Below are 25,268 nucleotides of genomic sequence, written 5' to 3'. Positions count from 1 at the left end.
TAACGCCAAGTTTTGGTGTGCGCGTTAGCGCGTCCCAGCCGAAGGCGACAACAACGCCTTATTATGTGCTTTCTATTGCTCCTCATCTCGGAGCCTATCTTTACACTTTGAAATAAATTCTTTGTACCCAAGATCTGAATCCTGATATAGGGCTTTTTCTAAGATACAACACAGATTCCATATTACACGTTCTTCGGCTTGATCTTCGATATTAAGCTTATCGTTGTCACTAAACCTTCTAGTTAATTCGAATAGAACCCAAGCCTCATCTTTAGTGAGCGTGATGTTAACTTCCTTGCTCATAATCTCTCTACACATAAACGCCGCGTACAGCCGCCGAGGTAACCGGCGCTGGTTTTGCGTAAACAAAACGAGTAACAGGCGCCAAAGGTCGGTTGCTGCACCTTGTTATGGCTTTGCCTGTTTTTAAGCTGCACTGTAACTAGCAACTACCTTTTTTAAATTCTCGATTTTATTTGAACTGTTTCTTTTTACATATTGGCCTGATATGTAACTGACACAATTTTCACATTGAATCTTAAATACAGGATTTAAATAATCTGTTTTTAAAGCTAAGAAAGATTTTATAGTAAATTCAAGCATTAAACCATTGTCAATGTTTGTGCGGAAAGGACCTGAAATTATTTTGGATAAAAATGGTAATTCTTCCTTGAAATACTGATAGTGTTTATGTGCATACTCCTCTAATTCTGGGCCATTTGTAGAATGATAAATATCAATCATAAAGGTATCTTTGCCATCTTCAAAAGTTAATGCAGAAATATCCTTACCCCATTCCTCATCAGTAACATTCCAGCTTTCTGGATACTCGAAGGCAACCCCGTTTTTATTAAAGTTCTTCATGCTTTCATATAGCCATAACGCCCGCAACAGGGGCGACCTATGCTATGCACATTTTGTGCGAAACAGGGAGCGCAGCGAATGCACAAAATGTGCATAGCGTTGGGCGTTCCGCGGAGGCCCGCAGCTTGCGCTTGTTAGCCATTTCTTGGAGCTGCGCCAGCCCTTGTTTATCGATATCACCGAGCGAGCGAGTGTTTGAACAAGAACTAATTTCTGGAATCGAACCAGTTTTCCCAAAAACTACATACTTGTACCCTACCACCATGTGAGACGCACACATATCTTCTGAAAACAATGTATTTTTGACATTTTTTGTATCTGCTACGCCCTTAATTTTCTCTAATATAACTAATTCGTTTGTGACTACGCCATTGTCACCAAGCGTTGATGACTGAATCTGACCGAGATAAACATAGTCAGACTCCAAATATCTCTTCCCAAGAGGAGTATCTACGCAGTAGCAGCCGAACGCTAACTGAGATATAAACAGCGTTAAAAGTAATATAAAGATCTTCATTCTAAGACGACCTTATGGTTAACGCCCGCCGCACAGGCGAGCAACTTGTTGCAAGTCCACAGCGCGAAGCGCGCATTTGTGCCGGCGCTTGTTATAAGTAATTTCAATCATTCAGACCGGTACCCATATTATCTTCTAGTGCCTCTCCGACTTGGTGGAGTCCAACCACATTAGTATTCTCGGCCGCCCAATGGAGATTGCCAATTATTTCCCGAATCGCTTTTCTGTCAATATTCAGGCTTAACTGTGCTTCGAGAGACTGCAAATCTCTGGAAAGCTGCATGCAAGAAGTCACGACTACGTCGAGCTTTCTTTTCAGTTCTTCAGGTTCCATTTTTATATTACTTATAATGCCGCTATATGTTGTGCTCAAAGCGTAGCTTTATTTTGGCGTATAATGCACGAAGTGCATGCCAAAATTAAGCGAAATTTTTAGCATCACGCTTGATAGCTTTGTTATGTTTATTGCCAATTAAAACTACGGAATATTTTTAACACGCCAATAATTATTAAACTAAAAACCACTGGAAATAATAGAAAATACGCTGTTCTATCTACTCCAACATTCCAAAACCATAGTAAGATACACCCTGCGCAATATAAGCATGCAACCAAATCCCATACGCTTATTTCTGATGGATCACGAAATCCATTTGTAAAAACATCAAAAGACAAGCGGACACCTGCAACTAGGTAAGCTGTAGCTAGCGTATAGAATATTGCGGCTTCATAACCTTTCTCGTACCACGTAATGAGATACAGAAGAGGGAGAGAAATTACATGGAACAGGTTAATATTTTTCATATACTCGTTTAAACATAACGTTGCCAGCAAAGGAGGCCGAAGCGGAGCGCAGGCTGTCCAGCCCAGCCCAGCCCTGAAGGGGGTGGGCGAGCTTGACTGGCCTAGTTATGGCTGGCGCGCTTGGAGCCGACTATTAGCACTTTGTCAGCCACGGCTTGGCTGGCCGCTGCCCAATATTTACGAGGAATGAGTACCGCACTTTCCTCAACCAATTCCTATCTTACTGGCACTCCACGAAATTGCAGCGGAATGCCCGTTTCTGCCGCACCTAAGCAAACTCTCCAGGAGAGAAACTGCTTAAATATAATTCAGTAAAAATAGCTCAATACTGGGTGCTACTTAGTGGAACTAAAGCTTCAGTTGCCACAAAAAAATCAATAAAATCGACCGTCACAATAACGCCCGGCTCATCAGCGCCCAAGCCGGAGAGCTTTTTGTGATAAATTGAGCGCAGAGAAACCCACAAAAAGCGCGTAGGTTTGGGCGTCTGAGTGCAGCCGATTGTTATGTGAATTTCTATGCACACCACTCTCCTAACGCATCACTTGAGGAACAACCGTGCATTTTAATTAATGTAGTATCTTCGCCAAAGCCAAGGGCAAACTCATCTGAGCCTGCGATGGTTAATAGCCATCCACCGGGACCTCTAGAAATTGCCCACACCTCAGAGCCACGATACCTTTCGAAATCACTACTCTGGATGATCGTAGAGGTCACTTTTACACGTACAGGATCAATGACCTCAGTGAGTAATTTCCTTGATAGCCGATCAACATGCTCTTCATAGGTTGTACCCGCTGGAGTGATTATCTGCGGCTCACAAGTTGCTAAAGAGTACTCTATCTTTTTTATGGCTTCAGTACGATCCATTTCACATAACGCACGATTTTGGCTGGCTTTGTTATGCATTTGACCAACCACTTTCATCTGCCATGATTCTGTATAAACCTTCCTTTTTACACTTACCCAGTTCTGAAAGACCTCTTTCTAAGTATCTCCACTGTTCTATGGAATAGAGTGACAAAGCGCTTTCTATTTCTTCTTTTTCCTTAGTACCGTATTCTACAGGAATAGGATGAAAATCATCCCAGTAATCATTTTCCTCATTTTCTTCGGTATAAATGGATGCAGTAGCTATTCTTGCCCCAACCGGGTGCTTGCTTAGGTTTTTAAAGCTTTCTATTTTAATAGCTGGGTAAAACTCGCCATATTTAGTCATGTTCGAATAGACCGCCATCAATGGTGGCTCTGTGGAAATAACCAAGCCTGGTGTTGACTCTGCTTTAAGATGCTCTTTAGCTCTCAGCCAATAAAATGTATTAATTAGCAAAAACAGAAGTACTCCCAGAAGAAACAAGTAAGAGTATTTATACGAAATATATACACATATAAAAACAGAAGCAGTCAAAGGAATCACGACATCCGATTTATATTTCATCCAAACCAATGGGTTGATCTTAATGTGTGATTTATTGGTCGGAGTGGTGTCATTATCGAGAGTAAATTTCAATGCTTCGTCCCTATTGGTGCATAACGCCCGCCGCACAGGCGAGCAACTTGTTGCGAGTCCAAAGCGCAAAGCACGTATTTGTGCCGGCGTTTGTTATAAGCAATATCAATCATGGAGGCCGGTACCCATGTTATCCTCAAGCGCCTCACCAATTTGGTGAAACCCAATCACAGTAGAGTTTTCGGCCGCCCAATGAAGATTGGTAATTATTTCTCGAATCGCTTTTCTGTCCATATTCAGGCTTAACTGTGTGTCCAGAGACTGCAAATCTCTGGAAAGCTGCATGCAAGAAGTCGCGACTATGTCAAGCTTCCTTTTCAGTTCTTTAGGTTCCATTTTTCTATTACTTATAACGTCTGGCGCAGCGGCGAAGCACACAGTGCTGAGTCCGGCAGCCAAAGGCTGCGCATTGCCGCCACTTGTTATGTGCTTCATGCCTCGTTCTTCTCTGATAATTTTTTAATCGTGTTAGCATAGTAAATTAAGAACACGCCTAAACATAGCAGTGAAACAATAAAAATATCGTCAAATACTGATTTAATGAATAATAAAGCATGGGTATCAATATGCCTTCCTAGAAACATTCCCAAACTGGCCCATATAAAATACAATAACTTGTGCGGCCACGTTTCAACCCTATCTTTTGGGACCATTTTGTATCCAAGAAGCGGGATGCTGATTATAAATGGAATCAATAGTACAGTATCGTAATAGCCTATATGCATAACCACAAATACTGAAATCAATAAAAAAGCCCCTATCAATCTAAGATTTAGATATTCCTTTAGCATATCAATATAATTCACATAACGCCTAGCCGCACGGGCCGGAGGTGCGAAGCACCGGAGGTCCAAAAAATGCGCAGCATTTTTGATCGTGCCGGCTCTTGTTACAACTTTATCTGCTCTTAGTTTGTGTACCACGATCTTTCTTCGGCCGTAATATCCAATATTTCCCAGCTCAACTGCTCAGATACTACTAATACCTTCGCATCGCCTTCCGAAACATCAACATACCACAGCTCATCAACCTCTATATTCTGTAGAACATCTGAATGTATAAGTCCCTCGAATGAATTCTTCTTTTTCAGGCTTATACTTGTCTCGAAAACAACATACATAGGCAAGTCATCAGGATCTTGTTCGACAGAGAATTTTATGGGGCGTTTACACGTTACTAGTACTTTCTTTCCAACACCTACAACATAGAAGACTAAAAGTATTGTACTGCCATCATTACCGAACTCTACCTTGATATCTAGATCAGCATTATCTAACCACTTCCTACAAATTTCGTTCAGGTCTTTCATAATTTCTAGTTGTAACGCCCGCAACAGCCGTGAGCGTAGCGAGTTGGCTGCTTGCGTTTGTTAGCGCAACCGATCTAGCTCATTCTTTATTTGATTAATTTGTTTTGCAGAGAACACAGACTGACTAAATTCTATGCTGCTTTCACTGCCTATTATGCAAATAGTCATTGGCCACCACCCCTTAACTACATAATCCTTATACTCAGAGATAGGCATGTAGTCAGATCCTAACAAGCTACGAAAAACTATTGCATCTTCAATAACTAAAAATGAGTACTCCTCGACCTTAGACTAACCACTATTAAATACTGCGAGCCAAACTGTTACCCCAATTGGAATGATGAAAAGCCCTGTCACGTAGAATTTTATATAATTTTGAGGAATGTCCTTTCCAAAAAATACCATTGCAATCGATACCAAGCAAATACCAATTAGAGAGAGGACTAAGTTATCTAATCTATAGATAAGCCCTTGGACACGAGTTTGTACAACTTTCATACTCATCGCTCTTATGACGCTAACGCCCGCGTCAACTGCCGGAGGTCAGATTGCACTCGCTTATTGTGTGCGTACCTGAACTAATCTTCAAGCTTACCAAAAGTCCACTCAGCATTTATGCTTTTTCTTTCAGCATAAGTACCTGGTTCCAAAACTGTAAGGTCATTTATGCTTTCATCTCTCTTTATTAGATGGCCTACACCTATGAATCTTGGCTCACTGTTTTCCATACATTCCTGAACGCCACATAAAAACTGCCAACTACCATCCGTATCTCTACAAGAATCTAAAACAGGTCTAGAGCCATCAAATACATGTGGGCAAACATACACCCCGTAGTCATCTCTAAATTTCACACGATCTCCTTGAGCACATAACGCCCGCATTTGCGACTGGCTTGGAGCGCAGCGGAAAACCAGTCCGACAACATGCGCTTGTTAGCTATTTTCATAGACTTTACAAAAACCTGTAAGCTCTTTTGCATACTCTGAGGTTTTACTATCAGCGTGATCTAAATAATCCTTGTAAAGATTACACCCTACAAAGGCTGCTTCGCCAATTTCCGGAACGAACCTCCAGGTGCGAGCGCAAATATTTATAAAACAGAGCAATTCTCGAACTAAGGGCGCACCTATTGTTTCTAAGGAGGATATATCCTCAGTTTCAATTATGTATATTACACAACGTATAACACTCGGCGTACAAGAATAAACGGTTCCTTGATGGTATGCAGAGCTATAAAGAAAACCATTTACAGCGTCGTCTCTATCACCTTCATCATCACCTATTAGATTAGCCAGTTCTTTAGGCGCATCTATTGCCGGCCCATAGGCATGAACTAAATTCTTCCAATCAATAGAATCAATTAAGCTCGTATCCACGCGATATCTTCCTGTATTGCTAACGCTGCCCACAAAGGCGGGCGCTTTTCAGCGCGTCCTTTTGCTGGGCCTGGTTATGTGCTTGGCTTTCCATTGGAACTACCTATTTTCAGTTTATAGCATTGACGCTAAAGATCTTTGCATCGGTCTGGCGTTATCTATTTTGATTCCGGGTTTGATACGTTCTTTTTTTCCAAATATTCCTGCCCAGAATAGGCCCTCGAAAGTTACCCCGAGAATGACAAAGAATATGCCTCCTACGGGAACACCGAAGACATAGCAAGCTATTGCTGCAAAGAAGCAAGCGACAATGAGTACTACCCTAAATATCACATTCATTAAATATTTCTCTTTCTAATTTTTTAGGAGCACATAACGCCTTTAGCATGGGCCGTAGCTGCGAAGCAGCGGAGGTCCAGCCTGAAAGGCGAACATGCCTAAACTTGTTAAGTGTTTACCAGCTGCTATCACTAATTATCTCTCCCTGATTAGATACGTGAAGCCATGTGTATGGTTTTTGTTGATCAGTGCCATAGGAGCAAATGACTTTACAATGAAAATAGTCGTGAAACTCGAGGGCACAATCTCTGTCATTTTCCCATCTGGGTGTGCCAGTGAACACGAAGTATAAACATGAATAGATATTTGATTCGTCTAATCCAATGGTTGTAGTAATAGAGACTCTATCATGGTTGTACATACCATGAAAAATTATGAGATCTTCTTCTTTCTCTTTTATTTTTATAGAGTCAAAGATCGATGCTAGGCACGCTTCGATCTTAGAGATATTTGTTTCTTGAATGTATATAGAAATATTCATCGATGAAGTCACTTAACGCCCCAAGCTGCGGCGCGAAGCGTCCGACAGCCTTGGCTTGTTATACGCTGCGCTACCATGGCAATGGATCATGCACTTTTTCCTGAATTGCTTCAACTCGGCGCCACACATGATCCGACGTAGATGTTTTCCATGACCCAGTGAGCAGACGCGCAAAACGGTAATGTTTACTGGCTACCATCTCTATTTCATCAATCCACTCATCACCATATTTAGCGAGGAAGTGTTCCATTGGTCCAGCAGCCAATTGCTCCAGATCACTATCTTTATGAGCGATTACTAAAGCTCTGTGAATAAAACTCCAAATAAAATTATCACTGGCTTCAACGTACATTTGGCACATTAGATCTCGATAGAAGCGAACATCCATGTCATTGTGCTCACATTCAGTAAACCAACTTTCTGCCAGTTCATCTTTATCTCTATCTGTATATCTGTCCCAATCTTTGCTCATACTTTCCTTTCGTATAACGTTGCAAGCAGCGGTGCGCTGTAAGCGCATCCGCCTGCCTTGTCTTGTTAGGCATTTTGGTACGCTGCCCAATGCGATTTAAAAATTGAACCATCATGGTCGTTTATGTTCGTCTTGTGCTCAATTTCGAAGTTCTGTGATTTCTTTGTGATGGCCGATATCAATTCAAAAAAACCTTCTATTGCATCCTGATTCCATTCCGGCCCCATGCGATAATCTAGCGCGAGGCTGTTAGAGAACACGAACAAGCCAAGTTCCGGTAGCTCTTTGCCGCTCGGACTTTTTACATTTCTGAAACAAAGATGAAAAGGTTCAGCTTCACCGGACACAACCAGTTCCGAAGGGTTATCTTCTAATGAGATCGGAACCTCACATTGCTTCGATACAGACCAATAATAAGTATTTTCCGAAGATATGCATCCCGCGTGATTTCTTAGAATCTCATATCCTAGAATTACTTCCTCAGCCGTAAGATTGGCTATTTCAATATCGGGTAGAGAACCATCATTCTCTCCAAAAATTTCTATCAATTCACTCCAATCTTCAATCATCGCTGATGCCTAACGCCTAAAGCAGCGGCGCGCGCTAGCGCGTCCAGCCCGCAGGGCGATGCTGCCTTTACTTGTTATGTTTATAGACCAGATCATATGCTCTGGACTCCTTTAAATACGAATAACCCTCTTGGCACTTTTGGTATGTGGCGTAAACCACATTGAAGCTAATAGATTCTATTTCAGAAGGCCACATCAGAATACTTTTAGTTGTGACTGCATTTCCGATTATGTCGAGGGCCAGGCCTGCGGCAAGAACTGGCTTTCCAGAAACCATGCGCTTTAAATTGATTTGGCTGATCGGTAGCCCTTCGTGGCTTGAAGGCACTGATACTTTTAAATAGTGAAACTCGCCATCTGACTCGCTAGTGATATTGTAGTTTTCGGCTGGCATAGATAAGCCTGCCAATACTTCGCCACCGCCGTCAGCGACCTCTTGGCCATTACAGCGTGGAGGCATATCAGTAGCACTTACAGTGCTTGATAAAAGCGAGACTAGAATTGTGATCAATACTTTATTCATGGTGAAACATAACGCCGCCGGCAGGGGCAGCTTACCTTGTGCGCATTTTGCGCAAAAATGGGAGCAAAGCGACCTGCGCAAAAGGTGTACAAGATACGCTGTCCCGCGGAGGGCCGAAGGCCCGTAGCAAACTGCCCGGCTTTGTTAAGGCTGGGCCTCCAACTTGGCAATTGCTTTATCAATACTGCGATTAATAAAGTAACTTGTTACAACAGGCAAAATCATTACAACACCAACCATGTCAGAGACAATACCTGGTGCAACAATTAAAGCTAAAGCAACGCCATATCGTGCAACAAAGAGCATTGGCGACAATTTTTCAAGTTGCTCTATAGATAACGAATGCTCTTTACCCGAAACCTTGTTTTTAAATTTCTTACCTAAATTTCTCGAAGCCTTCAGAGAGCGCCTGAACTCAGGATATCGCAGGTACAGGAGCAAACCACCTGCGGCAGTAGTAACTACATAAAGTCCGATTAGCGTATAAAGCCCAAGTATTGAATGAAGCTGACCTATTACCACAACCTCACTTACCCCAAGAACTACCAGAAAAATTAACCACTCCATACTATTCTGAATGCCTTAACGCCTACGGCAGCGGGCGCACGAACCGCGCAGCGGTTTGGGCGTCCGGCGACCGAAGGGAGCGCACTGCCCGTACTTGTTATGCATGCCGAACTCCAGTGAACCGAACCCCAGAATACAGCCAGAACAAAACTAGTGGAAGGATTGTAAAAAGTGTTTGCTCGAACACTAATCCAATAAAAAATGCCAGTGGTGAGCCGAGGCCGTCGGGACCTTCCATGCCTCCGTTTTCATACACGAATGCAACCCTGCGCCAAAGAAAAAACAGTCCAAGGGTAAGGCAAGCACCTGCAAAAAGGCGCACTACTACTAGCGCGTATGTAGGGTGGTGCGACTTAAAGAGGGGAGCAGAGACCGCTAACGCACAAGCTATGACAATAAGTGGAAATAGATTCAAATGAGACATCATTGTGAGAACGAAATAGCTAAGGATACAAATTATTAGCAACGCCATGGGAAGCTAAATCGGGCACGCGATCGAGGCTGCATAACGCCGCCAACAGAGGCGCGCTTTAGCGCGTCCCTGCCTGCTTGGCCTTGTTATAAGTTTTACAACGTTCATTTGCCCATTGCACCCACATACTATTATTTTCGTTTGATTCAATATTATTTAGATTCGAAATAAAGTCTTCTATCAGATTTTCTGGAATAGTTCGGTTTTGCACTGAATCAGAATCAAGTTCAATTGCCTTATCTATCATATCCATGAATGTTGAGGCCGTAAGTACAGCTTTCTCATAGCTGGAGTTAATTAATTTTAATTCCAATGTATTTGATATTAAGTAAATTGGCGCTTTATTGGGCTTTAATACAATGGGTTCATCGTCGGGGCCGCTACCGACTACAAGATACTCTCCATATTTCTCTAGCGCCTGTTCTTTGTTGGCTTTCCAATCATTAAGCCAAGACCACTCTCTAAGCGGTGGCAACAATTCATTCTCTTCGAATTCACCAAAGTATAAATTCGGGGATACCCAATCAAGAAACCCATACTTTATCAGCGAAGCATGATTCTCGTTAGCAAGCTGTCGACCTTTAACTGATTGTTCATCGACGTTACTAAAATCTATGTTCTGGTTCATCGTTCCATTGACTTATAACGCCTAAATCAGGTGCGCCGTAGGCGTCACCTGGATTTACTTGTTATGTGCCTGATGCTCATTGCGTACTTGAATCTCGTTTAGACACCCTTCACAGATCGCCATGATTTGTGCGTAACCTTCAGATATATCATTCCATTCACCCTCAGCCATTAACACAGTGTCGCACTCATGGCACCAAGCTTCACGAAACGGAAATTCAGGATCGGGATTATCGTTTGCTTCTATAAACCCTAAGTTCACCCCATGCTGGAGATGAGAGCATATGAAAGCAGGTTTCTGAAGCCCATGTTTAGTGCACTCCATCCTACTGTTTTTGTTTAAAGGTTCACCCATTTTATGCCTTATTGGGGCTAGTTATTTTAAATTCAGCTGATTCTGAAAATGGAGTTTGAACAAGGATAGAAAATTTATAGCTCTCATTGTTGTGGTAAAAATCGATCTCCATCTCTTGCGTTGCTCTCCATGAGCCTTTATCTCTAGCATCTTTTTCAATTTGATCAGTCAGGTCACTATCACAACGAAACTCACCAGAAATTGCGTTCCCATTTGAATCAAAGTATATGGTTTTCAATTGCACTTGGTAAATATAACCAGAGTCAAGGCTGATATTTGCAGATGATCTCATTATTTAATTTTTCTCCATTCAAACTCTCAGCTTCAACGATTGCTGGAGATTTGGTAGCACATAACAGTGTATTCAAAAGCAGCTGCATTATATCACCAGCCGATATATCCCAAGAGGAGGAAACTCCTCTAGCCAGAAAAAAATCAAATAAATCAGTATGTTAGCCAGCACTGGTGGAAAATTACTGTAGTGGATATAGTGCGGCTGCATTATATCCTGATATTTTGCTGCTTTTGATCACAGGCGTAAATCATTCAAAATCAATGAGTTAGCGCTTTTTCTACTGTGGATATGTGCGGTTGCTCTTGATCTTTGATGTTGGCAGTACGGAAAAGCAACAAAATGTATATAAAATCAGCAGGCTCAAGCAGTTAAGGATGGTATTTCCCCAAAACCATCTGTCAAACCAGAGCGTTTGGTGGATGTTCTGGTGCGGCCTTTTTAAATAGGGGTTACCGTACCATAAGGCTTGGATCCTAAATAATGAGTGAAAATAGCACTATCACTACGAATAGAGTGCCGACCTAAATACCACAGCAATATATTAAAAGTCTGTAAGATATTTTGGCTCTCGAGAGATCTTTTCTATTGATGCGTGGAAGGTATTTCAAGTAGCAGTATTACTATTGTTTTTTGCATTCTAACGCGAGAAACGGTGAGGAGTGTTAATTTAAATGGCCATTTTTATGCACAACTGAAATTTTCCAAAGCATGAATAATAATTAAAAATATAGGCACAAAAATGATCTTATTGGATTTTATTAAGTTTGTTTTAGTGTCAAAGCTGCGTAAAATCGATAGATCTTTATTGTTATTCTGGCCGTAACTAAGAAGCCATCTGAAGCCAATAATCAAAGCAGCTCGATTCAAGAGAGCCGAGAAAATCAAGAAACCAAGATTTCTCTTAAAAATCACCCCCTTAAAGGAGAACGGTCGCGTGAAGTAAGAAATAGTAAAAGGCGCTGACCCAAGGTGCTGGAACACCTGGGGCCAGCTAACCAAATTGATAAATCACCTATCAAGATGGCTATATGAATAGTACGCTAGAAACCCGCTCGTCTTCAATAAAGTGGAGCACAATCAGCGGTTTGGAGAGATTCCCCAAGCCCTGGCGGCGTTGCGTCTGCCTTTTCTTTTTCTACGCCTACCGTTCTCGCGCACCACCCCGTATTTCCTCAAAACGTTACTATTCAAGCTTTCCCGTCGTGGAAGGTCTACTTATGGCTTGAGTATCAGTAGGACATAAATATGTTGGTCTTAAAGCGCCGCACAGGCGAAAACTTACGGATTGGAGCAAATGTCTCAGTCACGGTATTGGAAGTTAAGGGTAATCAGGTGAAGATAGGAATACTTGCTCCAAAATCCTTACCCGTACACCGCGAGGAGATTTATAGGCGGATCAAAAAGGAAGGAAGTATGGGCAATGGGTATCGTAAAGAATCTGATCGAGGTTGTGGCACCTAGCCATGAACGAGTGGTGTTATTATTGAAGGGCTAACTATTGATAGCTAGCCCTTCAGTTTTCTATCGTACTAGACGAGCCTTTCGCTACGAATAGAGACGCTGTTTAAGCTCGGGATTGAGCTTTATTAGTGATGCTTAAACCCAGCGGCAAATTTGTCTGCTAATTTAAAGTATTCCTTCAGATCCTTGCGGGTCTTTTCTGTACGGTTGTTTTCGGAGTTAAGATGGATGTTCTCCACCACAACGGCAATTTCTTTTGCCAGCTCTTGCTTCTCACCCTTTAAGTTCTCTGCGAAAAACTCAACGCTTTTTTCAAGCGTGTAGGTGATGACATGAATCTGGTGAAGCTCAGCAGCATCAAGCTTTTGCTTGCTCTTAATTTCTGCTGTTTTCTCAATGAAAATCTTCTTGGCATCCTTCATCGAAGTAACATCCGCTACCTTGAGGTGCTGAATGGGTTTTTCTCCTGATGCATCGCTAGCTTGCGCCGTGGTAGCAAAAGTAACCGCAAAAAGTAATGCAATTAAAATTCTCATTTTTCCTCTCTAACGCCCAAGCAGTAAAGATTGAAAAGGCATTGATCGGGCGAGGTGAATGCCTAACATTTAACAGTGATCACTTTGATTGCTATCACAAATGAGGATAACTATCATTAACATTTATGATACAGGAATTTTTAGGGGCTCAAAACATTTCTGGCAGAAATTGCGATCAAGCTGATCGAAGTTTGTAAAGACGAAGAAAATTGAATCTGAGAACGACGAATACGGGAGAGGCCAACGGAGGTTTTAAGCCTGGAAGCGGCGCCCCCCGTATTAAGGAAAGTAATCAGATAGCCATCTGCTCGCAGCAGTAACTGTGAAGGTTATTGACAGAAAGAGCCGGTTAACCCGGTATTATTGAGACCGGCCTCACAAATTAATTGGTACGGGGGCTAGGAAACCTCTCCCAGTACATTAACCATTGCTGAAGTTAATTGGCTAAGGTCTTCTTTCGAAATCACATAGGGCGGCATAGCGTAGACCAGCTTGCCGAAGGGGCGCAGCCAAACTCCGCGCTCGATTAGAGCTTCCTGCACTTTGGCCGTATTGACCGGCTCTCGCATTTCCACCACGCCAATCGCTCCAAGGGCTCGAACATCGGCGACACCCGGTGCGGATTTTAATGGGGCCAGCTGCTCGGTCAGCTGCTGCTCGATCGCTGTTACTCGTTCCTGCCAGGGGCTGCTGAGAAGCAGCTGGATGCTGGCATTGGCAACGGAGCAGGCCAGGGGATTCCCCATAAAAGTGGGGCCGTGCATAAAGACCCCGGCCTCGCCATTGCAAATGCCTTCGGCAATACGATCGCTACACAGTGCGGCCGCTAAAGTCATGGTACCGCCGGTGAGTGCCTTGCCGAGGGTGAGAATATCCGGGCTGATCGCGGCGTGGTCGCAGGCGAACATTTTGCCACTGCGGCCAAAACCGGTGGCGATTTCATCGGCAATCAGCAGCAGGTCGTATTCGTCACAGAGTGCTCGTACCCGGCGCAGGTAATCTGCGGAATAAAAGCGCATACCGCCGGCGCCCTGCACTATGGGTTCGAGGATCACCGCAGCCAGTTGGTCGCTGTTTTGCGCAATCAGTTGTTCCAGTTCGCGGATATCTTTATCCGGGCAGGATTGGCCAAAAGGGGTTTGCGGGGCGGGGGCAAAAAGGTGTTGGCTGAGCTGACCGGCAAACAGGTGGTGCATACCGGTAACGGGGTCACAGGTGGCCATGGCCCCAAAGGTATCGCCGTGGTAGCCATTGCGCAGGGCCAGCAATTTACTTTTACCCGGTTTGCCCTGAGAGTGCCAAAACTGCAGAGCCATCTTAATGGCCACTTCCACAGACACTGAACCGGAATCAGCCAGGAATACCCGATTCAGCCCCGGTGGGGTGATCTCTACCAGCTTTTTGCACAGCTCAATGGCCGGTTCATGGGTGAGGCCGCCAAACATCACATGGGACATCTTGTCCATCTGATCGCGCATGGCCTGGTTTAGCTCGGGCACATTGTATCCGTGTAGGGCACTCCACCAGGAGGACATGCCATCGATAAGGCCGCGGCCATCTTCCAGGAAAATTCGAACCCCTTCAGCCCTGGCCACCGGATAAACCGGCGGCGGGTTGATCAGCGAGGAGTAGGGGTGCCAGATATGTTTGCGGTCGAATTCCAGGTCCATAAAACAGCTACATCTCTATTTATGTGCGGCCAACTTTCAGGCCAATGTACCGCAATCAGGCCAATTCTCGCAGCACTTTCAACGGAGGTTGGCTCACGGAGCTGTAACAAGCCAAGGTGCCGGCAGTTCCCACCAATACGGCGCCAACCAATGGGCCCAATAGCCACAGGGTGGGGTGCAACACCAGGGGCAGTTCGAAAACCCGCTGCGAAAGCACGATTAGGGTTGCTTCGGCACCGATGGCGGCGAGTAATCCAGCGGCACAGCCGAGCAGCCCAAATTCCAGCAACAGGCTTTTCAACAAGAGGCTCCTGCGCCCACCCAGTGTGCGAATAATTGCGGCCTCCTGTAATCGTTCAGCAATGCTGGCACGGACTCCGGCAATCAACACCAGCACCCCGGCAATGAGCATCAGCGCCATGACAGATTCGATAGCGAAAGACACCTGGTCGATGGTGTCACGAATACGCAGGATAATCTTATCCAGCTCTATCACGCTGACACTGGGATAACTGCGTACCAGATCGTTGATCAGCAGCTTGTCTTCAGGAGGGAGATAAAAGCTGGTGATATAAGTGGCTGGGAAGCCCTCCAGGGAGCCTGGCGCAAACAGCATATAGAAGTTCGGACGCATGCTGTTCCAATCCAGGGAGCGGAAGCTGGCCACAGGGGCCTCCACTTCCAGCCCGCCAATGGAAAAGCGCAATTTGTCTCCAAGGGCCAGATTGAGCTGTGCGGCCAGCTCCACCTCTACCGAGACTCCCTCACTGGTTTTGTCCCACCACTCGCCTTCGAGAATACGGTTATCCGGTGCCAGGTTTTCGGTCCAGCTCAGGTTGAGTTCCCGGCGCACGCCGTTGGGGCGATCCTTAAGATCCTTGGTAAGGGTGTCATTGATGGCGATCAGGCGGCCGCGCACCATGGGATAGAACTCGGTGCTGCTCACTGCCTCTTTTTCCAGCATCTGCCGCATTCCATCCACATCCGTGGGGGCAATATTCAGCAGGAAGTGATTGGGTGCCTTCTCAGGCAGCTGCATACGCCACTCGTCGATGAGTGCGGTGCGTGCAAAGACCAGTGACAACATTGCCAGCAGTCCGGTGCCAAAGGCGGCGATCAACAGAGTATTGAATGCGGCACGGCGTTGCAGGCTGCCAAGGGCAATGCGCCAGGCTCCTCCTAGAGAGGCCAGCTTTCCACGCACCAGTAATTGATTGACCAGGGCGCTGCCTCCTACCAACAGTCCCATACCAGCGAGCAACGCCAGGGTCATGGTTAAGCTGCCTGATAGCCACCAAATCAATAGCAACATGGCACTGGGGCCGAGGATCAATCCAAGCCATTCGCGCTTGTCGGGGTTGCTCCAGTCCTTACGCAAAGTCTGCATGGGGTCTGTGCGTGCGAGGCGAAACAGCGGGGGCAGGGCAAAACCCAATGCACAGGCGAGGCCGGTGGCGAGGCCCACAAGCAGAGGCCCCCAGTGGCTGGCAGGTGGTGCTACCGGGAAGAAACCGGCCATCAGGTTGACGGCCTGGGCCTGGATAAAGCTGCCCAGGGCCAAGCCAAGGCCGGTGGCGATCAAAGTGAGAGCGGCCAGCTGGCCCAGGTAAATAGAGAGTACCTTGTTGCGTCCGGCGCCAAGGCTTTTCATCACTGCCACATAGGCGGTATGCCTGAGCCCATAGCGGCGTGCGGCCAGGCCCACTGCAACACTGGCCAGCAGTACAGCGAGGCTGGCGGCAAGGAACAGGAAGCTCTCTGCGCGGTTCAGTGCCGAGGCTACCCGTGGCTGGCCCTCGCGCAGATCCAGCACTCGTTGGTGCTCGGTCAGCTGTGGCTTCAACCAGTCAAAATACTCTGCCAGTGCCTGGTCGTCCCCGGCAAAAAGGTATCGGTAGCGCACCCGGCTGCCGGGCTGGATCACGCCGGAGGCCGGTAAATCATCGACATTGGCCAGCACCCGAGCGCCCATATCGAAAAGGCTGGTTCCCCGGTCGGGTTCCCGTTCCAACAGGCCGGTCACTTTGAGCTGTGTGTCCCCCAGGTCGATAGAGTCGCCGATTTCAATTTCCAGCAGGGGGAGGAGGCGGGACTCCACCCAGACTTCCCCTGAAGGAGGGCCCTGTTGCGCGATCTCACTTGAGGCATCCGGCGATCGGCGAATCTCCAGATGACCAACCAAGGGATAGCCACCACCCACGGCTTTTACGGAGACAAACTGGAATTGGTCATTGGCGGAGATCATTGAGGCAAATTGAATGGCTTGCCCCTGCTCCAGTCCACGTGCTGCTGCTTCGTCGAGCCAGGACCGATTGACTGGTTGGCTGCTACGCAGCACTTTTTCAGCGGCCAGGAAGGTAAGCGATTGCTGCTCCATGGCGCGGGTAAGGCGGTCAGTGAAATGGGCAATGGCGGTTACACAGGTCACGGCCAGTACCAGGGCACTGGCGATCAGGGCCAGCTCGCCACCGCGCCAGTCCCTGAAAAGCAGTCGCAGCGGCAGCATCAGGCGGATACCTCCGACAAGTTGTCGTCACCTGAGAAGGGCACGTAAGACTCTACGGTTCCAGCAGACATACGCAAGTGAGTGGCGCAGCGTTCAGCGAGGCGTTGCTCATGGGTTACCAATACCAGAGTGGTACTGGACTCGGCGTTGAGCTTGAAGAGCAAATCGATGATTTTGGCGCCATTGCCGGCATCCAGGCTGCCGGTGGGTTCGTCGGCAAAGAGGATGGCGTCCTCTCCGCTAAAGCTAGCGAAGGCCCTGGCAATGGCAACCCGCTGCTGCTCCCCACCGGAGAGCTGGCGCGGATAGTGGCCCAAGCGATGTTCCAGGCCAACCTTGGCCAGAAATTCCTCTGCGCGCTTGGCGGCGCCGCGCTCTCCACGCAGCTCACTGGGCAACATGACATTCTCACGAGCCGTGAGACCTGGCAGTAGCTGGAAAGTTTGGAATACAAAACCCACGCAGCGGGCGCGTATCGCTGCACGTTGTTCCTCATCCAGGGCGGTAATTTCTTCACCGGCCAGCCAGATTTTTCCTTCGCTGGGCTTGTCCAATCCCGCTAATAGACCGAGCAGGGTGGACTTGCCGGAACCTGAGGCACCGGTCACAGCCAGGCTTTCCCCGCGCGCCAGTTGCAGAGAGATATTGTTTAATAGGGTCAATGGCCCTTCGCTGGTGGAGACTCTGTGATACAGGTTTTCTGCCGTAAGAATGGCGGACATACTGTGTTCCCTATACGGATACGCGAATTTTTTGGAGAGTATGACATGACGACAGCCTTTTTTCGGCAGTTGGCGGCTCAATTCAGCTTGGTACTGTTGCTGTTTATCCCTGTCGGGGCTGCTCAGGCGAATACTGCGGATACCTTATTGGTGCTGGGTGACAGTATCAGCGCTGCTTACGGTATTAGTGAAGAGCAGGGCTGGGTGCAATTATTGCGAGAGCGCCTGCAGGAGAAAGGTAAAAAAATTCGAGTGGTCAATGCCAGTATCAGTGGCGAAACGACTTCCGGTGGGTTGACGCGTTTGCCTCGCCTGATGGAGGAGTACAATCCGCGTTGGCTGATTGTGGAGCTGGGTGGTAACGATGGCCTGCGGGGTTACCCGCCGCAGTCCTTGCAGCGCAATCTGATGGAAATGGTGAAACTGGCCAAGAACTCTGGTGCTGAGGTATTGCTATTGGGCATGCGTATTCCTCCTAACTACGGTCGTGCCTACACCAATGCCTTTGCCGCTGTATATCCCAAGGTGGCGAAATCTGAGCAGGTCGGGTTGGTGCCCTTCTTCCTGGAGACAGTGGCGCTGGCAGATGGGGCAATGCAATCGGATGGTATCCACCCAACCGCCAAGGCCCAGCCCGCATTGCTGGACCATGTATGGCCCTGTGTTGAGTCACTGCTGGCAGAAGAGGTGGATAGCCAGTCGTGTACTCCGTGATCGAAATGCGTACAATCGCGCCCCCAGGATTGGGAAAGCCAGCAACTGGCCATCAGCCACAAGAAGTAGTACTGCGGCTGTGCCCCCAGGTTTGTAACCGGCCAGCGGTACTGAACTAGTTAGAGAGACACCATGCCCGAAGTGGAAAATCGCCGCGAGCGACTCGAATTTAACAAGCTGCAGAAGCGCCTGCGTCGTCATGTGGGTCGCGCGATTGCGGACTTCAACATGATTGAAGAAGGCGACAAAATTATGGTCTGCCTGTCCGGTGGCAAGGATTCCTATGCCATGCTGGATATCCTGCTGAACCTGCAAAAAACTGCACCGGTCAATTTCGAGCTGGTGGCGGTGAATATGGACCAGAAACAGCCGGGTTTCCCGGAGCATATCCTGCCGGAGTATTTGCGCTCCCTCGGCGTGCCGCACCACATCGTGGAAAAAGACACCTATTCAGTTGTGCAGGAAGTGGTGCCTGAAGGCAAGACCACCTGTAGCCTCTGTTCGCGCCTGCGCCGCGGTACCCTTTACGGCTTTGCCGAGGAAATCGGTGCTACCAAAGTAGCCCTTGGTCACCATAAAGACGACATTGTCGAGACCTTGTTCCTGAATATGTTTTACGGCGGTCGCCTGAAGGCAATGCCGCCCAAGCTGCGTGCCGATGATGGGCGCAATATTGTGATTCGTCCGCTGGCCTATTGCCGTGAAGAGGATATTGCCCGCTATGCGGAGTTTAAGGAATTCCCGATCATTCCCTGCAACCTGTGCGGTAGCCAGGAAAATCTGCAGAGGCAGGCGATTAAGCAGATGTTACGGGAGTGGGATAAAAAATTCCCAGGACGTAGTGAAAATATCTTTGCCGCATTAACGCGTGTATCCCCATCGCAACTGGCAGACAGGGATCTCTACAACTTTGAAAGCCTGGAATTGGATCGCTCTAAGCCGTCGGCTGCCGAGCGCCCTGACCATTTAATTCAGCGTCAGGTGAATTCCTGGGAGCCTGAGGATGCTCAGGAGGCTGCGCCCCAGTATATCTCGGCGCTGAATTTGTAGGGTCTGCACCACTTACCAGTTGGGCATAGCTGCATTCAAAATCCCTCGTAGTGGCGCTGGGCCCGTGGTGAAAATGCTGGTGCCACAGCCGCGCCATTTTCGCCACATCATTGGTCTCCGGCTCGGGAATCTTGTGAACATTCGCTGAGCGGTAAACCAGCCAGGCGATAGCGGTGGCATAGCGCAAGTTGGTGGTCAGCTCGCTGTGGGGGTGATCGAGAAAGTCTCGCTGGCTGGCCAGGCCGCGTACCTTTGAGGCCAGGGCTGGATGATCGATCAGATAGTGATCCCAGATCTCCCGGTGCGTGTGTGGTTGGATTTGATAGATGCCCAATCCATGGCGCCGTCCCTGCTTGAGATGAAACCCGAGCTGTGATTCTTGTGCGGCTGTGCCGAGCAGGAGGTTTTCCATGCCCTGACTCCAGGCTCTCAGGTGTTTGAGGGTCGGACGGATAACCTGGAGGCGCAATTCGTCCAGACAAATGCCCATAGTGTTGTCTTTTTTTCTGTGGCTGTTCTGAATATTTAGTTTGCGGATTGAGTCGACGCCACCTGTTGGGTAGATTTAGGCGCAATAAACATAACAATTTTTGAAGTGGTACCGATCCCGTAGCTCATTTTGCCCAAAAAGCGAGCAGCGAGTCGCAGAAAGTGCCCTCTCTAGGTGCCACTCAGTTTGAGTAGAAGGAATCCCCCATGCCTGCACAGTGGCTCGTAGCCCTAACCTTTATCGCCTACCTGGCCCTAATCCTGGTGATTGGCATTTACGCTTATATGCGTACCAAAAATGCCAGTGATTATTTCCTTGGTGGCCGTTCATTGCCCCCTGCCGTTGCGGCGCTCTCTGCTGGGGCCTCTGACATGAGCGGCTGGTTACTGCTGGGATTACCCGGTGCTGCCTATGCTGCGGGGATGTCTGCGGGCTGGATTGCTATAGGCCTCTTTTCCGGTATCGTGCTGAGCTGGGTCAGTATGGGGCGCCGCCTGCGCATATATACCTATGAACTGGATGATTCCCTGACGGTGCCAGCCTACCTGGATCGCCGTTTCAAGATGGGCCACCCTTATCTGCGCACGGTATGCGCTATTTTCATCTTGCTGTTTTTCCTCTTTTACGTGGCTTCGGGCCTGATTGCCGGCGGTAAGTTATTTGAGACTGTTTTTGGTTGGGACTACCACTTTGCGGTGGTTATCGGTGCAGTTGCAGTGATTTCTTACACGCTATTTGGCGGTTTCCTGGCGGTATCCTGGACAGATGTATTCCAGGGTCTGCTAATGAGTGTTGCTCTGATTGCCGTTCCTTTAGTGGTGATTTCCGATCAGGGTGGCTTTTCCGCCAGCTGGGCTCAGTTGCAAGCACAACAGCCCCAGTTAACGCATTGGTTGACTGATGGCAGTGGACAGGCGTTGGGCATGGTTGCCATTTTGAGTTCTCTCGCCTGGGGGCTGGGCTACTTTGGCCAGCCCCATATCCTGGCGCGTTTTATGGCGGTACGCAGCCCGGATGATGTACCTGCGGCTGCAACCGTTGCCGCAGTTTGGTCCCTGGTTGGCTTTTTGGGTGCTATGGCAGTTGGCCTGTTTGCCCACCTACAGATGCAGCAGGGGCTGCCGGATGGCGAGACGGTCTTTATGGAACTGGTTCAGGTTCTGTTCCATCCGATTGTCGCGGGTGTACTGCTAGCGGCGATCCTCTCCGCCATTATGAGCACCGCAGATTCCCAGCTGTTGGTGTCCTCTGCAGCATTGGCAGAGGATATTTATCATGTCTGGTTTGGACGTAAGACCAGTCCTGAAGCCATGGTGAAAGTGGGGCGCTGGGCCGTTGTTGGGCTCTCTCTAATCGCTGTTTGGATTGCTATGGATCCTGATTCCAAGGTCTTGGATGTGGTGAGTTACGCCTGGGCCGGACTCGGCGCCGCCTTTGGACCGGCACTGCTGATCAGCCTCTACTGGTCAAGAATGACTGGCAGCGGTGCCATTGCAGGGGTGATTGTCGGTGGTGGCACAGTGGTGATCTGGGAGCAGCTCTCCGGTGGTATCTTCGATACCTATGAATTGCTGCCGGGCTTTATTTTCTCAGCAGCTGCTATCGTCATAGTTAGCGTACTGACGAAATGCCCGGAAGCCGTGGCCTCCCAGCATAAAAAATTGCTGGGCTAACCCCGGAGGGCTTGTACTTGCGGCCCCCAGTGATGGGGCTGAGTGCAGTGTGACAGCTACGCAAAGGGCGCGCCTGTGATATGGGTGCGACTGTTGTGAAGCGAAAAGGATTTCCATCCGCAGCGATTATTCAAATAGCGGTTGGAGATACTGAGTGATCAAAGTTCATCTCGGTGATATCACGCGATTAAACGTCGATGTCATCGTCAATGCCGCCAACGCTCGTCTACTCGGCGGTGGTGGAGTGGATGGCGCCATTCACCGTGCGGCGGGTCCAGATTTGTTGGATGCCTGCCGCAGTATCGGGGGTTGCCCGGTTGGTGAGGTCCGTGCCACTAGCGCTTTTTCAATTCCTGTCAAACGTATTTACCACACGGTTGGGCCAGTCTGGCGCGGTGGCCGTTTGGGTGAGCCAGAGCTTTTATCGAGCTGTTACCGCCAATGCCTGACTTTGGCGCGGCGAGAGAACATGCGTTCCATCGCATTCCCCGCAATTAGTTGCGGTGTTTATGATTATCCTCCCAGGCTTGCGGTAGAAATTGCCGTTGAACAGGTGCAGCAGCACTTGGAGAGAGAGGGGAGCCACAGAGTATTGTTTTCTGCTGTTTCGATAGGGAGATGGCTGAACTCTATCACGCTCAGCTGGATGCATACGTGCGGCGTTGACAAAATATTTTACCTGGCACTTTCGGCCATTGATTACCGTTTGTGCCCGGAGGATCATAGCTCTCCTGACAATGACACAATAAGAAAAGGAGATTGTCATGCGCACCGCCCAGCAGTGGTTTGCCGAATACGGCGAGAGCCACCAGAACCCGATCAATAAATCCATTCACTGGGTTGCAGTACCGGTAATTTATGCAACTGTTGTTGGCCTGCTATGGGATATTCCGCAGCCGCAGTTTATGGCGGCGATCCCTTGGTTGAACTGGGCTGTAGTGATCACAGTGCCAGTGATGCTTTTCTATTTTGCCCTTTCCTTTGCAATTGCTATTGGCATGACTGCCTTAACGGTAGTTTGCCTCTGGGCCTGGTCGATAGCGGAGCGCCTGGGGGTGCCCGTTTGGCAGACGGCACTGGGACTATTTGTAGTGATGTGGATTTTTCAGTTTATAGGCCACCATATCGAAGGGAAAAAGCCCTCTTTCTTTAAAGATATTCAGTTTCTACTGATTGGCCCGGCTTGGGTTATAGGTTTTGTTTATCGCAAGCTGGGAATCCACTACTGATCACTCTTGCCAACTTGCAGTAGGGGGCTGACTAGTCGCCCCTACTAATGGGCTTATCGATTGTAGTGAACTGGTACTTCCAGGGTTTCTTTTACTTCCTCCATCACCACGTAACTGGTGCACTCCTGTACTTCTGGCAGTGTCAGAAGAGTCTCACCGTAAAACTTGCGGTAGGCGCTCATATCCGCAACCCGTGCTTTGATCAGGTAGTCAAAATTGCCAGAGACCAGATAACACTCTTGTACTTCCGGTAGTGCGGCCACAGCGTTGCGGAACTCTTCAAATGCGTCCTGGGCGGACCGGTTAAGGCGAATCTGTACAAAAACCACCAGGGCGGCATCCAGGAATTCTGGATTGATCAGGGCAGTGTATCCTTGGATAACGCCATCATTCTCCAGTCGTTTTACCCGTTCAACACAGGGGGTAGCAGTTAAACCCACTTGTCGGGCGAGTTCAGCATAGCTGGTACGGCCATTTTTTTGCAGGACTCGCAGGATATTGCGGTCCACGGTATTGAGTTCTTCCGCGCGCTTGCGCATACCTCTGTCTCCTGGATAGATGATCAGCTCAAAAATCGGACTATCGACTAGGTTTAATAGTGGATTCCACTAGTTTGATAAAAAATCTTATAGAAATCCACTTTAGGGGTGGCCTTATACTGGGGAAAACACAGAAATTAGGTGTGGCTTTGTCTATGCGCAAAGATTGCGCCAGATACAGAGATTGAGGAGCAGAAAATGTTGATTGGCGTCCCTAAAGAGATCAAAAACCACGAGTATCGTATTGGCCTGACGCCGTCGAGTGTTCGCGAACTGGTTGGCCACGGTCATCAGGTAATCGTACAGAAAGATGGCGGTGCAGCTATTGGCTTTACCGATGAAATGTACGAGCAGGCCGGTGCCAAGATTATTGATACTCCGGAAGAGATTTTTGCCACTGCCGATATGATCGTCAAGGTCAAAGAGCCGCAGCCGAATGAGTGCGAAATGCTGCGCCCTGGGCAGGTTCTTTACACTTACCTCCACCTGGCTCCAGACCCCAAGCAAACCGAGCTGTTGGTGAAATCCGGTGCAACCTGCATCGCTTATGAAACTGTTACCGACCGCTTTGGTGGTCTGCCGCTGTTGGCGCCGATGTCTGAAGTGGCTGGTCGTATGTCTGTACAATGTGGCGCCCACCACCTGGAAAAAGCTCAAGGCGGCCTTGGAGTATTGCTCGGTGGTGTACCCGGTGTAGCCCCCGCGAAAGTCCTGATTATCGGTGGTGGTGTTGTTGGTACCAATGCAGCCAAGATGGCCCTGGGTATGGGTGCTGATGTAACCATCCTGGATCGCTCACTGCCACGTCTGCGTCAGCTGGATGACATCTTCGGTGGCGCTGTGCGCACCGAATACTCCACAAACGACGCTATTGAAAAGCACGCGCTGGAAGCGGACCTGGTTGTGGGTGCAGTATTGATTCCGGGCGCTGCGGCTCCCAAGCTGCTGACTCGCGACATCATCAGCCGCATGAAGAAGGGTGCTGTGGTTGTAGACGTGGCTATCGACCAAGGTGGTTGTTTTGAAACATCCAAAGCCACTACCCACCAAGAGCCTACTTATGTGGTAGATGGGGTAGTACATTACTGTGTAGCCAATATGCCCGGCGGTGTAGCCCGCACCTCCACCATGGCTCTGAACAACGCTACCCTGCCTTACGCCGTGGCCCTGGCAAACAAAGGTGCTAAGCAGGCGTTGCTGGATGATGCGAATCTTCTGGAAGGGCTGAATGTTCACGCTGGTATGGTGACCTACAAAGCTGTTGCCGATGTATTGGGCTATGAATTTGTGGATCCCAAGCTGGCTCTGCAAAAAGTAGCTGAGTCTGAAGAAGCTGTAGCCTGATTGTTGGCGGCTGCTCAGCAGCCGCCTATTTAAAACGAGCTGCAACGCGCTTGTTATTTGGGAGTTTTTCCCGGAGCGCTCCTGGCGTTCCTCTCTGTGAGACCTGACAGTGAAAGCTGTCATTGATAGCCGCGTATCAACGCGGCTTTTTTATTGCGAGTTTTATTTTCTGGGTTGGCTTACTGCTGCACTGATTTCCCTTAAAGTCAGTTGTTGGCGATAGCTCAGTATCAGAAGACAGGAAGGACTTT

At 48.2% G+C, this 25,268-nt stretch carries 31 protein-coding genes; 7 read left to right on the top strand and 24 right to left on the bottom strand.

All coding sequences use genetic code 11. The features are described from left to right. Positions 1 to 72 precede the first annotated feature (72 nt). From P3339_RS17235 to P3339_RS17150, 18 genes are all read right to left on the bottom strand, one after another. Positions 73 to 303, bottom strand: coding sequence for a hypothetical protein (locus tag P3339_RS17235; protein ID WP_282951322.1), 231 nt, complete (start codon positions 301 to 303; stop codon positions 73 to 75). A gap of 123 nt (positions 304 to 426) precedes the next feature. Beyond that, positions 427 to 864: a hypothetical protein gene (locus tag P3339_RS17230; RefSeq protein ID WP_282951321.1), complete on the bottom strand. Its 438-nt coding sequence runs from the start codon at positions 862 to 864 to the stop codon at positions 427 to 429. 37 nt (positions 865 to 901) lie between these two features. After that, positions 902 to 1,291: a hypothetical protein gene (locus P3339_RS17225; protein WP_282951320.1), complete on the bottom strand. Its 390-nt coding sequence runs from the start codon at positions 1,289 to 1,291 to the stop codon at positions 902 to 904. Positions 1,292 to 1,484: 193 nt separating this feature from the next. After that, positions 1,485 to 1,715, bottom strand: coding sequence for a hypothetical protein (locus P3339_RS17220; RefSeq protein WP_282951319.1), 231 nt, complete (start codon positions 1,713 to 1,715; stop codon positions 1,485 to 1,487). Positions 1,716 to 1,843: 128 nt separating this feature from the next. Beyond that, positions 1,844 to 2,185 (bottom strand): hypothetical protein, encoded by a 342-nt coding sequence (locus tag P3339_RS17215; protein ID WP_282951318.1) that lies wholly within the window; start codon positions 2,183 to 2,185, stop codon positions 1,844 to 1,846. A gap of 516 nt (positions 2,186 to 2,701) precedes the next feature. Beyond that, positions 2,702 to 3,112 (bottom strand): hypothetical protein, encoded by a 411-nt coding sequence (locus tag P3339_RS17210; protein ID WP_282951317.1) that lies wholly within the window; start codon positions 3,110 to 3,112, stop codon positions 2,702 to 2,704. Continuing rightward, entirely contained in the window at positions 3,087 to 3,695 is a 609-nt protein-coding gene (locus tag P3339_RS17205; RefSeq protein ID WP_282951316.1) for a DUF3239 domain-containing protein, read from the bottom strand. The genes P3339_RS17210 and P3339_RS17205 overlap by 26 nt, the downstream gene beginning before the upstream one ends. Before the next feature lie 105 nt (positions 3,696 to 3,800). Continuing rightward, positions 3,801 to 4,130, bottom strand: coding sequence for a hypothetical protein (locus tag P3339_RS17200; RefSeq protein WP_282951315.1), 330 nt, complete (start codon positions 4,128 to 4,130; stop codon positions 3,801 to 3,803). After that, a complete protein-coding gene (locus P3339_RS17195) occupies positions 4,127 to 4,618 on the bottom strand; it encodes a hypothetical protein (RefSeq protein WP_282951314.1) in 492 nt (163 codons plus the stop codon). The genes P3339_RS17200 and P3339_RS17195 overlap by 4 nt, the downstream gene beginning before the upstream one ends. Next, a complete protein-coding gene (locus P3339_RS17190) occupies positions 4,603 to 5,004 on the bottom strand; it encodes a hypothetical protein (protein ID WP_282951313.1) in 402 nt (133 codons plus the stop codon). Before P3339_RS17190 ends, P3339_RS17195 begins: the two co-directional genes overlap by 16 nt. A 578-nt stretch (positions 5,005 to 5,582) precedes the next feature. Further along, positions 5,583 to 5,858 carry a hypothetical protein gene (locus P3339_RS17185; RefSeq protein WP_020411641.1) on the bottom strand — a complete coding sequence of 92 codons (276 nt, stop codon included), beginning with the start codon at positions 5,856 to 5,858 and terminating at the stop codon, positions 5,583 to 5,585. 81 nt (positions 5,859 to 5,939) lie between these two features. Further along, positions 5,940 to 6,383: a hypothetical protein gene (locus P3339_RS17180; protein WP_282951312.1), complete on the bottom strand. Its 444-nt coding sequence runs from the start codon at positions 6,381 to 6,383 to the stop codon at positions 5,940 to 5,942. Positions 6,384 to 7,273: 890 nt separating this feature from the next. Continuing rightward, positions 7,274 to 7,675 carry a DUF6869 domain-containing protein gene (locus tag P3339_RS17175; protein WP_282951311.1) on the bottom strand — a complete coding sequence of 134 codons (402 nt, stop codon included), beginning with the start codon at positions 7,673 to 7,675 and terminating at the stop codon, positions 7,274 to 7,276. 65 nt (positions 7,676 to 7,740) lie between these two features. Continuing rightward, positions 7,741 to 8,244: a hypothetical protein gene (locus P3339_RS17170; protein WP_282951310.1), complete on the bottom strand. Its 504-nt coding sequence runs from the start codon at positions 8,242 to 8,244 to the stop codon at positions 7,741 to 7,743. Positions 8,245 to 8,311: 67 nt separating this feature from the next. After that, positions 8,312 to 8,767 carry a hypothetical protein gene (locus P3339_RS17165; protein ID WP_282951309.1) on the bottom strand — a complete coding sequence of 152 codons (456 nt, stop codon included), beginning with the start codon at positions 8,765 to 8,767 and terminating at the stop codon, positions 8,312 to 8,314. A gap of 144 nt (positions 8,768 to 8,911) precedes the next feature. Further along, entirely contained in the window at positions 8,912 to 9,334 is a 423-nt protein-coding gene (locus P3339_RS17160) for an FxsA family protein (RefSeq protein WP_282951308.1), read from the bottom strand. Positions 9,335 to 9,864: 530 nt separating this feature from the next. Then, entirely contained in the window at positions 9,865 to 10,434 is a 570-nt protein-coding gene (locus tag P3339_RS17155; RefSeq protein ID WP_282951307.1) for a hypothetical protein, read from the bottom strand. Positions 10,435 to 10,789: 355 nt separating this feature from the next. Further along, positions 10,790 to 11,080, bottom strand: a complete 291-nt coding sequence (locus P3339_RS17150; RefSeq protein ID WP_020411644.1) for a hypothetical protein — start codon at positions 11,078 to 11,080, stop codon at positions 10,790 to 10,792. A 1,248-nt stretch (positions 11,081 to 12,328) separates the two neighbouring features. On the opposite strand from P3339_RS17150, the gene csrA reads away from it, so the two are divergent. Then, positions 12,329 to 12,544 (top strand): carbon storage regulator CsrA, encoded by a 216-nt coding sequence (gene csrA / locus P3339_RS17145; RefSeq protein WP_282951306.1) that lies wholly within the window; start codon positions 12,329 to 12,331, stop codon positions 12,542 to 12,544. Positions 12,545 to 12,669: 125 nt separating this feature from the next. On the opposite strand, the gene P3339_RS17140 is transcribed toward csrA, so the two are convergent. The 4 genes from P3339_RS17140 to P3339_RS17125 all read right to left on the bottom strand — a co-directional run bounded on the left by P3339_RS17140 (position 12,670) and on the right by P3339_RS17125 (position 17,978). Next, the gene (locus P3339_RS17140) at positions 12,670 to 13,080 is read right to left on the bottom strand and encodes a DUF6746 family protein (protein WP_282951305.1); all 411 of its coding nucleotides are present in this window, start codon (positions 13,078 to 13,080) and stop codon (positions 12,670 to 12,672) included. Between the two features lie 398 nt (positions 13,081 to 13,478). After that, complete coding sequence (gene bioA, locus P3339_RS17135; protein WP_282951304.1) at positions 13,479 to 14,750, bottom strand: adenosylmethionine--8-amino-7-oxononanoate transaminase; 1,272 nt, start codon at positions 14,748 to 14,750, stop codon at positions 13,479 to 13,481. Positions 14,751 to 14,805: 55 nt separating this feature from the next. Next, positions 14,806 to 17,256, bottom strand: a complete 2,451-nt coding sequence (locus P3339_RS17130; protein ID WP_282951303.1) for an ABC transporter permease — start codon at positions 17,254 to 17,256, stop codon at positions 14,806 to 14,808. Beyond that, positions 17,256 to 17,978: an ABC transporter ATP-binding protein gene (locus P3339_RS17125; RefSeq protein WP_282951302.1), complete on the bottom strand. Its 723-nt coding sequence runs from the start codon at positions 17,976 to 17,978 to the stop codon at positions 17,256 to 17,258. The genes P3339_RS17130 and P3339_RS17125 overlap by 1 nt, the downstream gene beginning before the upstream one ends. Positions 17,979 to 18,023: 45 nt before the next feature. Here P3339_RS17125 and P3339_RS17120 point away from each other — a divergent pair, with 45 nt between their 5' ends. Both P3339_RS17120 and ttcA read left to right on the top strand, forming a co-directional pair. Further along, on the top strand, positions 18,024 to 18,692 hold the full coding sequence (locus tag P3339_RS17120) for an arylesterase (RefSeq protein WP_282951301.1): 669 nt from the start codon (positions 18,024 to 18,026) through the stop codon (positions 18,690 to 18,692). Between the two features lie 132 nt (positions 18,693 to 18,824). Further along, a complete protein-coding gene (gene ttcA / locus P3339_RS17115; protein WP_020411652.1) occupies positions 18,825 to 19,742 on the top strand; it encodes a tRNA 2-thiocytidine(32) synthetase TtcA in 918 nt (305 codons plus the stop codon). Here ttcA and P3339_RS17110 read toward each other — a convergent pair. Beyond that, positions 19,627 to 20,232, bottom strand: a complete 606-nt coding sequence (locus tag P3339_RS17110; RefSeq protein ID WP_211214878.1) for a hypothetical protein — start codon at positions 20,230 to 20,232, stop codon at positions 19,627 to 19,629. The two genes, ttcA and P3339_RS17110, sit on opposite strands and share 116 nt — an antisense overlap. 206 nt (positions 20,233 to 20,438) lie before the next feature. Here P3339_RS17110 and putP point away from each other — a divergent pair, with 206 nt between their 5' ends. From putP to P3339_RS17095, 3 genes are all read left to right on the top strand, one after another. Then, positions 20,439 to 21,905 carry a sodium/proline symporter PutP gene (gene putP, locus P3339_RS17105; RefSeq protein ID WP_282951300.1) on the top strand — a complete coding sequence of 489 codons (1,467 nt, stop codon included), beginning with the start codon at positions 20,439 to 20,441 and terminating at the stop codon, positions 21,903 to 21,905. A gap of 154 nt (positions 21,906 to 22,059) precedes the next feature. Then, positions 22,060 to 22,731 (top strand): macro domain-containing protein, encoded by a 672-nt coding sequence (locus P3339_RS17100; RefSeq protein WP_282951299.1) that lies wholly within the window; start codon positions 22,060 to 22,062, stop codon positions 22,729 to 22,731. Then, entirely contained in the window at positions 22,670 to 23,134 is a 465-nt protein-coding gene (locus P3339_RS17095; RefSeq protein ID WP_282951298.1) for an Mpo1 family 2-hydroxy fatty acid dioxygenase, read from the top strand. Before P3339_RS17100 ends, P3339_RS17095 begins: the two co-directional genes overlap by 62 nt. A 53-nt stretch (positions 23,135 to 23,187) precedes the next feature. On the opposite strand, the gene P3339_RS17090 is transcribed toward P3339_RS17095, so the two are convergent. Continuing rightward, positions 23,188 to 23,673, bottom strand: a complete 486-nt coding sequence (locus tag P3339_RS17090) for an Lrp/AsnC ligand binding domain-containing protein (RefSeq protein WP_020411656.1) — start codon at positions 23,671 to 23,673, stop codon at positions 23,188 to 23,190. A gap of 198 nt (positions 23,674 to 23,871) precedes the next feature. On the opposite strand from P3339_RS17090, the gene ald reads away from it, so the two are divergent. Continuing rightward, the gene (ald, locus tag P3339_RS17085; protein WP_020411657.1) at positions 23,872 to 25,017 is read left to right on the top strand and encodes an alanine dehydrogenase; all 1,146 of its coding nucleotides are present in this window, start codon (positions 23,872 to 23,874) and stop codon (positions 25,015 to 25,017) included. Positions 25,018 to 25,268 lie beyond the last annotated feature (251 nt).

Origin of the sequence: Microbulbifer sp. MLAF003, from assembly GCF_030012965.1 — a bacterium.
Classification (GTDB): Bacteria; Pseudomonadota; Gammaproteobacteria; order Pseudomonadales; family Cellvibrionaceae; genus Microbulbifer; species Microbulbifer variabilis.
This window is presented reverse-complemented; position numbering and strand designations above follow the sequence as displayed.

Excerpts from the sequence above, each read along its gene's own strand:
- P3339_RS17235 (WP_282951322.1), bottom strand. The coding sequence starts at position 303 with ATGAGCAAGGAAGTTAACATCACGCTCACTAAAGATGAGGCTTGGGTT.
- P3339_RS17230 (WP_282951321.1), bottom strand. The coding sequence starts at position 864 with ATGAAGAACTTTAATAAAAACGGGGTTGCCTTCGAGTATCCAGAAAGC.
- P3339_RS17220 (WP_282951319.1), bottom strand. The coding sequence starts at position 1,715 with ATGGAACCTGAAGAACTGAAAAGAAAGCTCGACGTAGTCGTGACTTCT.
- P3339_RS17215 (WP_282951318.1), bottom strand. The coding sequence starts at position 2,185 with ATGAAAAATATTAACCTGTTCCATGTAATTTCTCTCCCTCTTCTGTAT.
- P3339_RS17210 (WP_282951317.1), bottom strand. The coding sequence starts at position 3,112 with ATGAAAGTGGTTGGTCAAATGCATAACAAAGCCAGCCAAAATCGTGCG.
- P3339_RS17200 (WP_282951315.1), bottom strand. The coding sequence starts at position 4,130 with ATGAAGCACATAACAAGTGGCGGCAATGCGCAGCCTTTGGCTGCCGGA.
- P3339_RS17190 (WP_282951313.1), bottom strand. The coding sequence starts at position 5,004 with ATGAAAGACCTGAACGAAATTTGTAGGAAGTGGTTAGATAATGCTGAT.
- P3339_RS17175 (WP_282951311.1), bottom strand. The coding sequence starts at position 7,675 with ATGAGCAAAGATTGGGACAGATATACAGATAGAGATAAAGATGAACTG.
- P3339_RS17170 (WP_282951310.1), bottom strand. The coding sequence starts at position 8,244 with ATGATTGAAGATTGGAGTGAATTGATAGAAATTTTTGGAGAGAATGAT.
- P3339_RS17165 (WP_282951309.1), bottom strand. The coding sequence starts at position 8,767 with ATGAATAAAGTATTGATCACAATTCTAGTCTCGCTTTTATCAAGCACT.
- P3339_RS17160 (WP_282951308.1), bottom strand. The coding sequence starts at position 9,334 with ATGGAGTGGTTAATTTTTCTGGTAGTTCTTGGGGTAAGTGAGGTTGTG.
- P3339_RS17155 (WP_282951307.1), bottom strand. The coding sequence starts at position 10,434 with ATGAACCAGAACATAGATTTTAGTAACGTCGATGAACAATCAGTTAAA.
- P3339_RS17150 (WP_020411644.1), bottom strand. The coding sequence starts at position 11,080 with ATGAGATCATCTGCAAATATCAGCCTTGACTCTGGTTATATTTACCAA.
- csrA (WP_282951306.1), top strand. The coding sequence starts at position 12,329 with ATGTTGGTCTTAAAGCGCCGCACAGGCGAAAACTTACGGATTGGAGCA.
- P3339_RS17140 (WP_282951305.1), bottom strand. The coding sequence starts at position 13,080 with ATGAGAATTTTAATTGCATTACTTTTTGCGGTTACTTTTGCTACCACG.
- bioA (WP_282951304.1), bottom strand. The coding sequence starts at position 14,750 with ATGGACCTGGAATTCGACCGCAAACATATCTGGCACCCCTACTCCTCG.
- P3339_RS17130 (WP_282951303.1), bottom strand. The coding sequence starts at position 17,256 with ATGCTGCCGCTGCGACTGCTTTTCAGGGACTGGCGCGGTGGCGAGCTG.
- P3339_RS17125 (WP_282951302.1), bottom strand. The coding sequence starts at position 17,978 with ATGTCCGCCATTCTTACGGCAGAAAACCTGTATCACAGAGTCTCCACC.
- P3339_RS17120 (WP_282951301.1), top strand. The coding sequence starts at position 18,024 with ATGACGACAGCCTTTTTTCGGCAGTTGGCGGCTCAATTCAGCTTGGTA.
- ttcA (WP_020411652.1), top strand. The coding sequence starts at position 18,825 with ATGCCCGAAGTGGAAAATCGCCGCGAGCGACTCGAATTTAACAAGCTG.
- P3339_RS17110 (WP_211214878.1), bottom strand. The coding sequence starts at position 20,232 with ATGGGCATTTGTCTGGACGAATTGCGCCTCCAGGTTATCCGTCCGACC.
- putP (WP_282951300.1), top strand. The coding sequence starts at position 20,439 with ATGCCTGCACAGTGGCTCGTAGCCCTAACCTTTATCGCCTACCTGGCC.
- P3339_RS17095 (WP_282951298.1), top strand. The coding sequence starts at position 22,670 with ATGCGCACCGCCCAGCAGTGGTTTGCCGAATACGGCGAGAGCCACCAG.
- P3339_RS17090 (WP_020411656.1), bottom strand. The coding sequence starts at position 23,673 with ATGCGCAAGCGCGCGGAAGAACTCAATACCGTGGACCGCAATATCCTG.
- ald (WP_020411657.1), top strand. The coding sequence starts at position 23,872 with ATGTTGATTGGCGTCCCTAAAGAGATCAAAAACCACGAGTATCGTATT.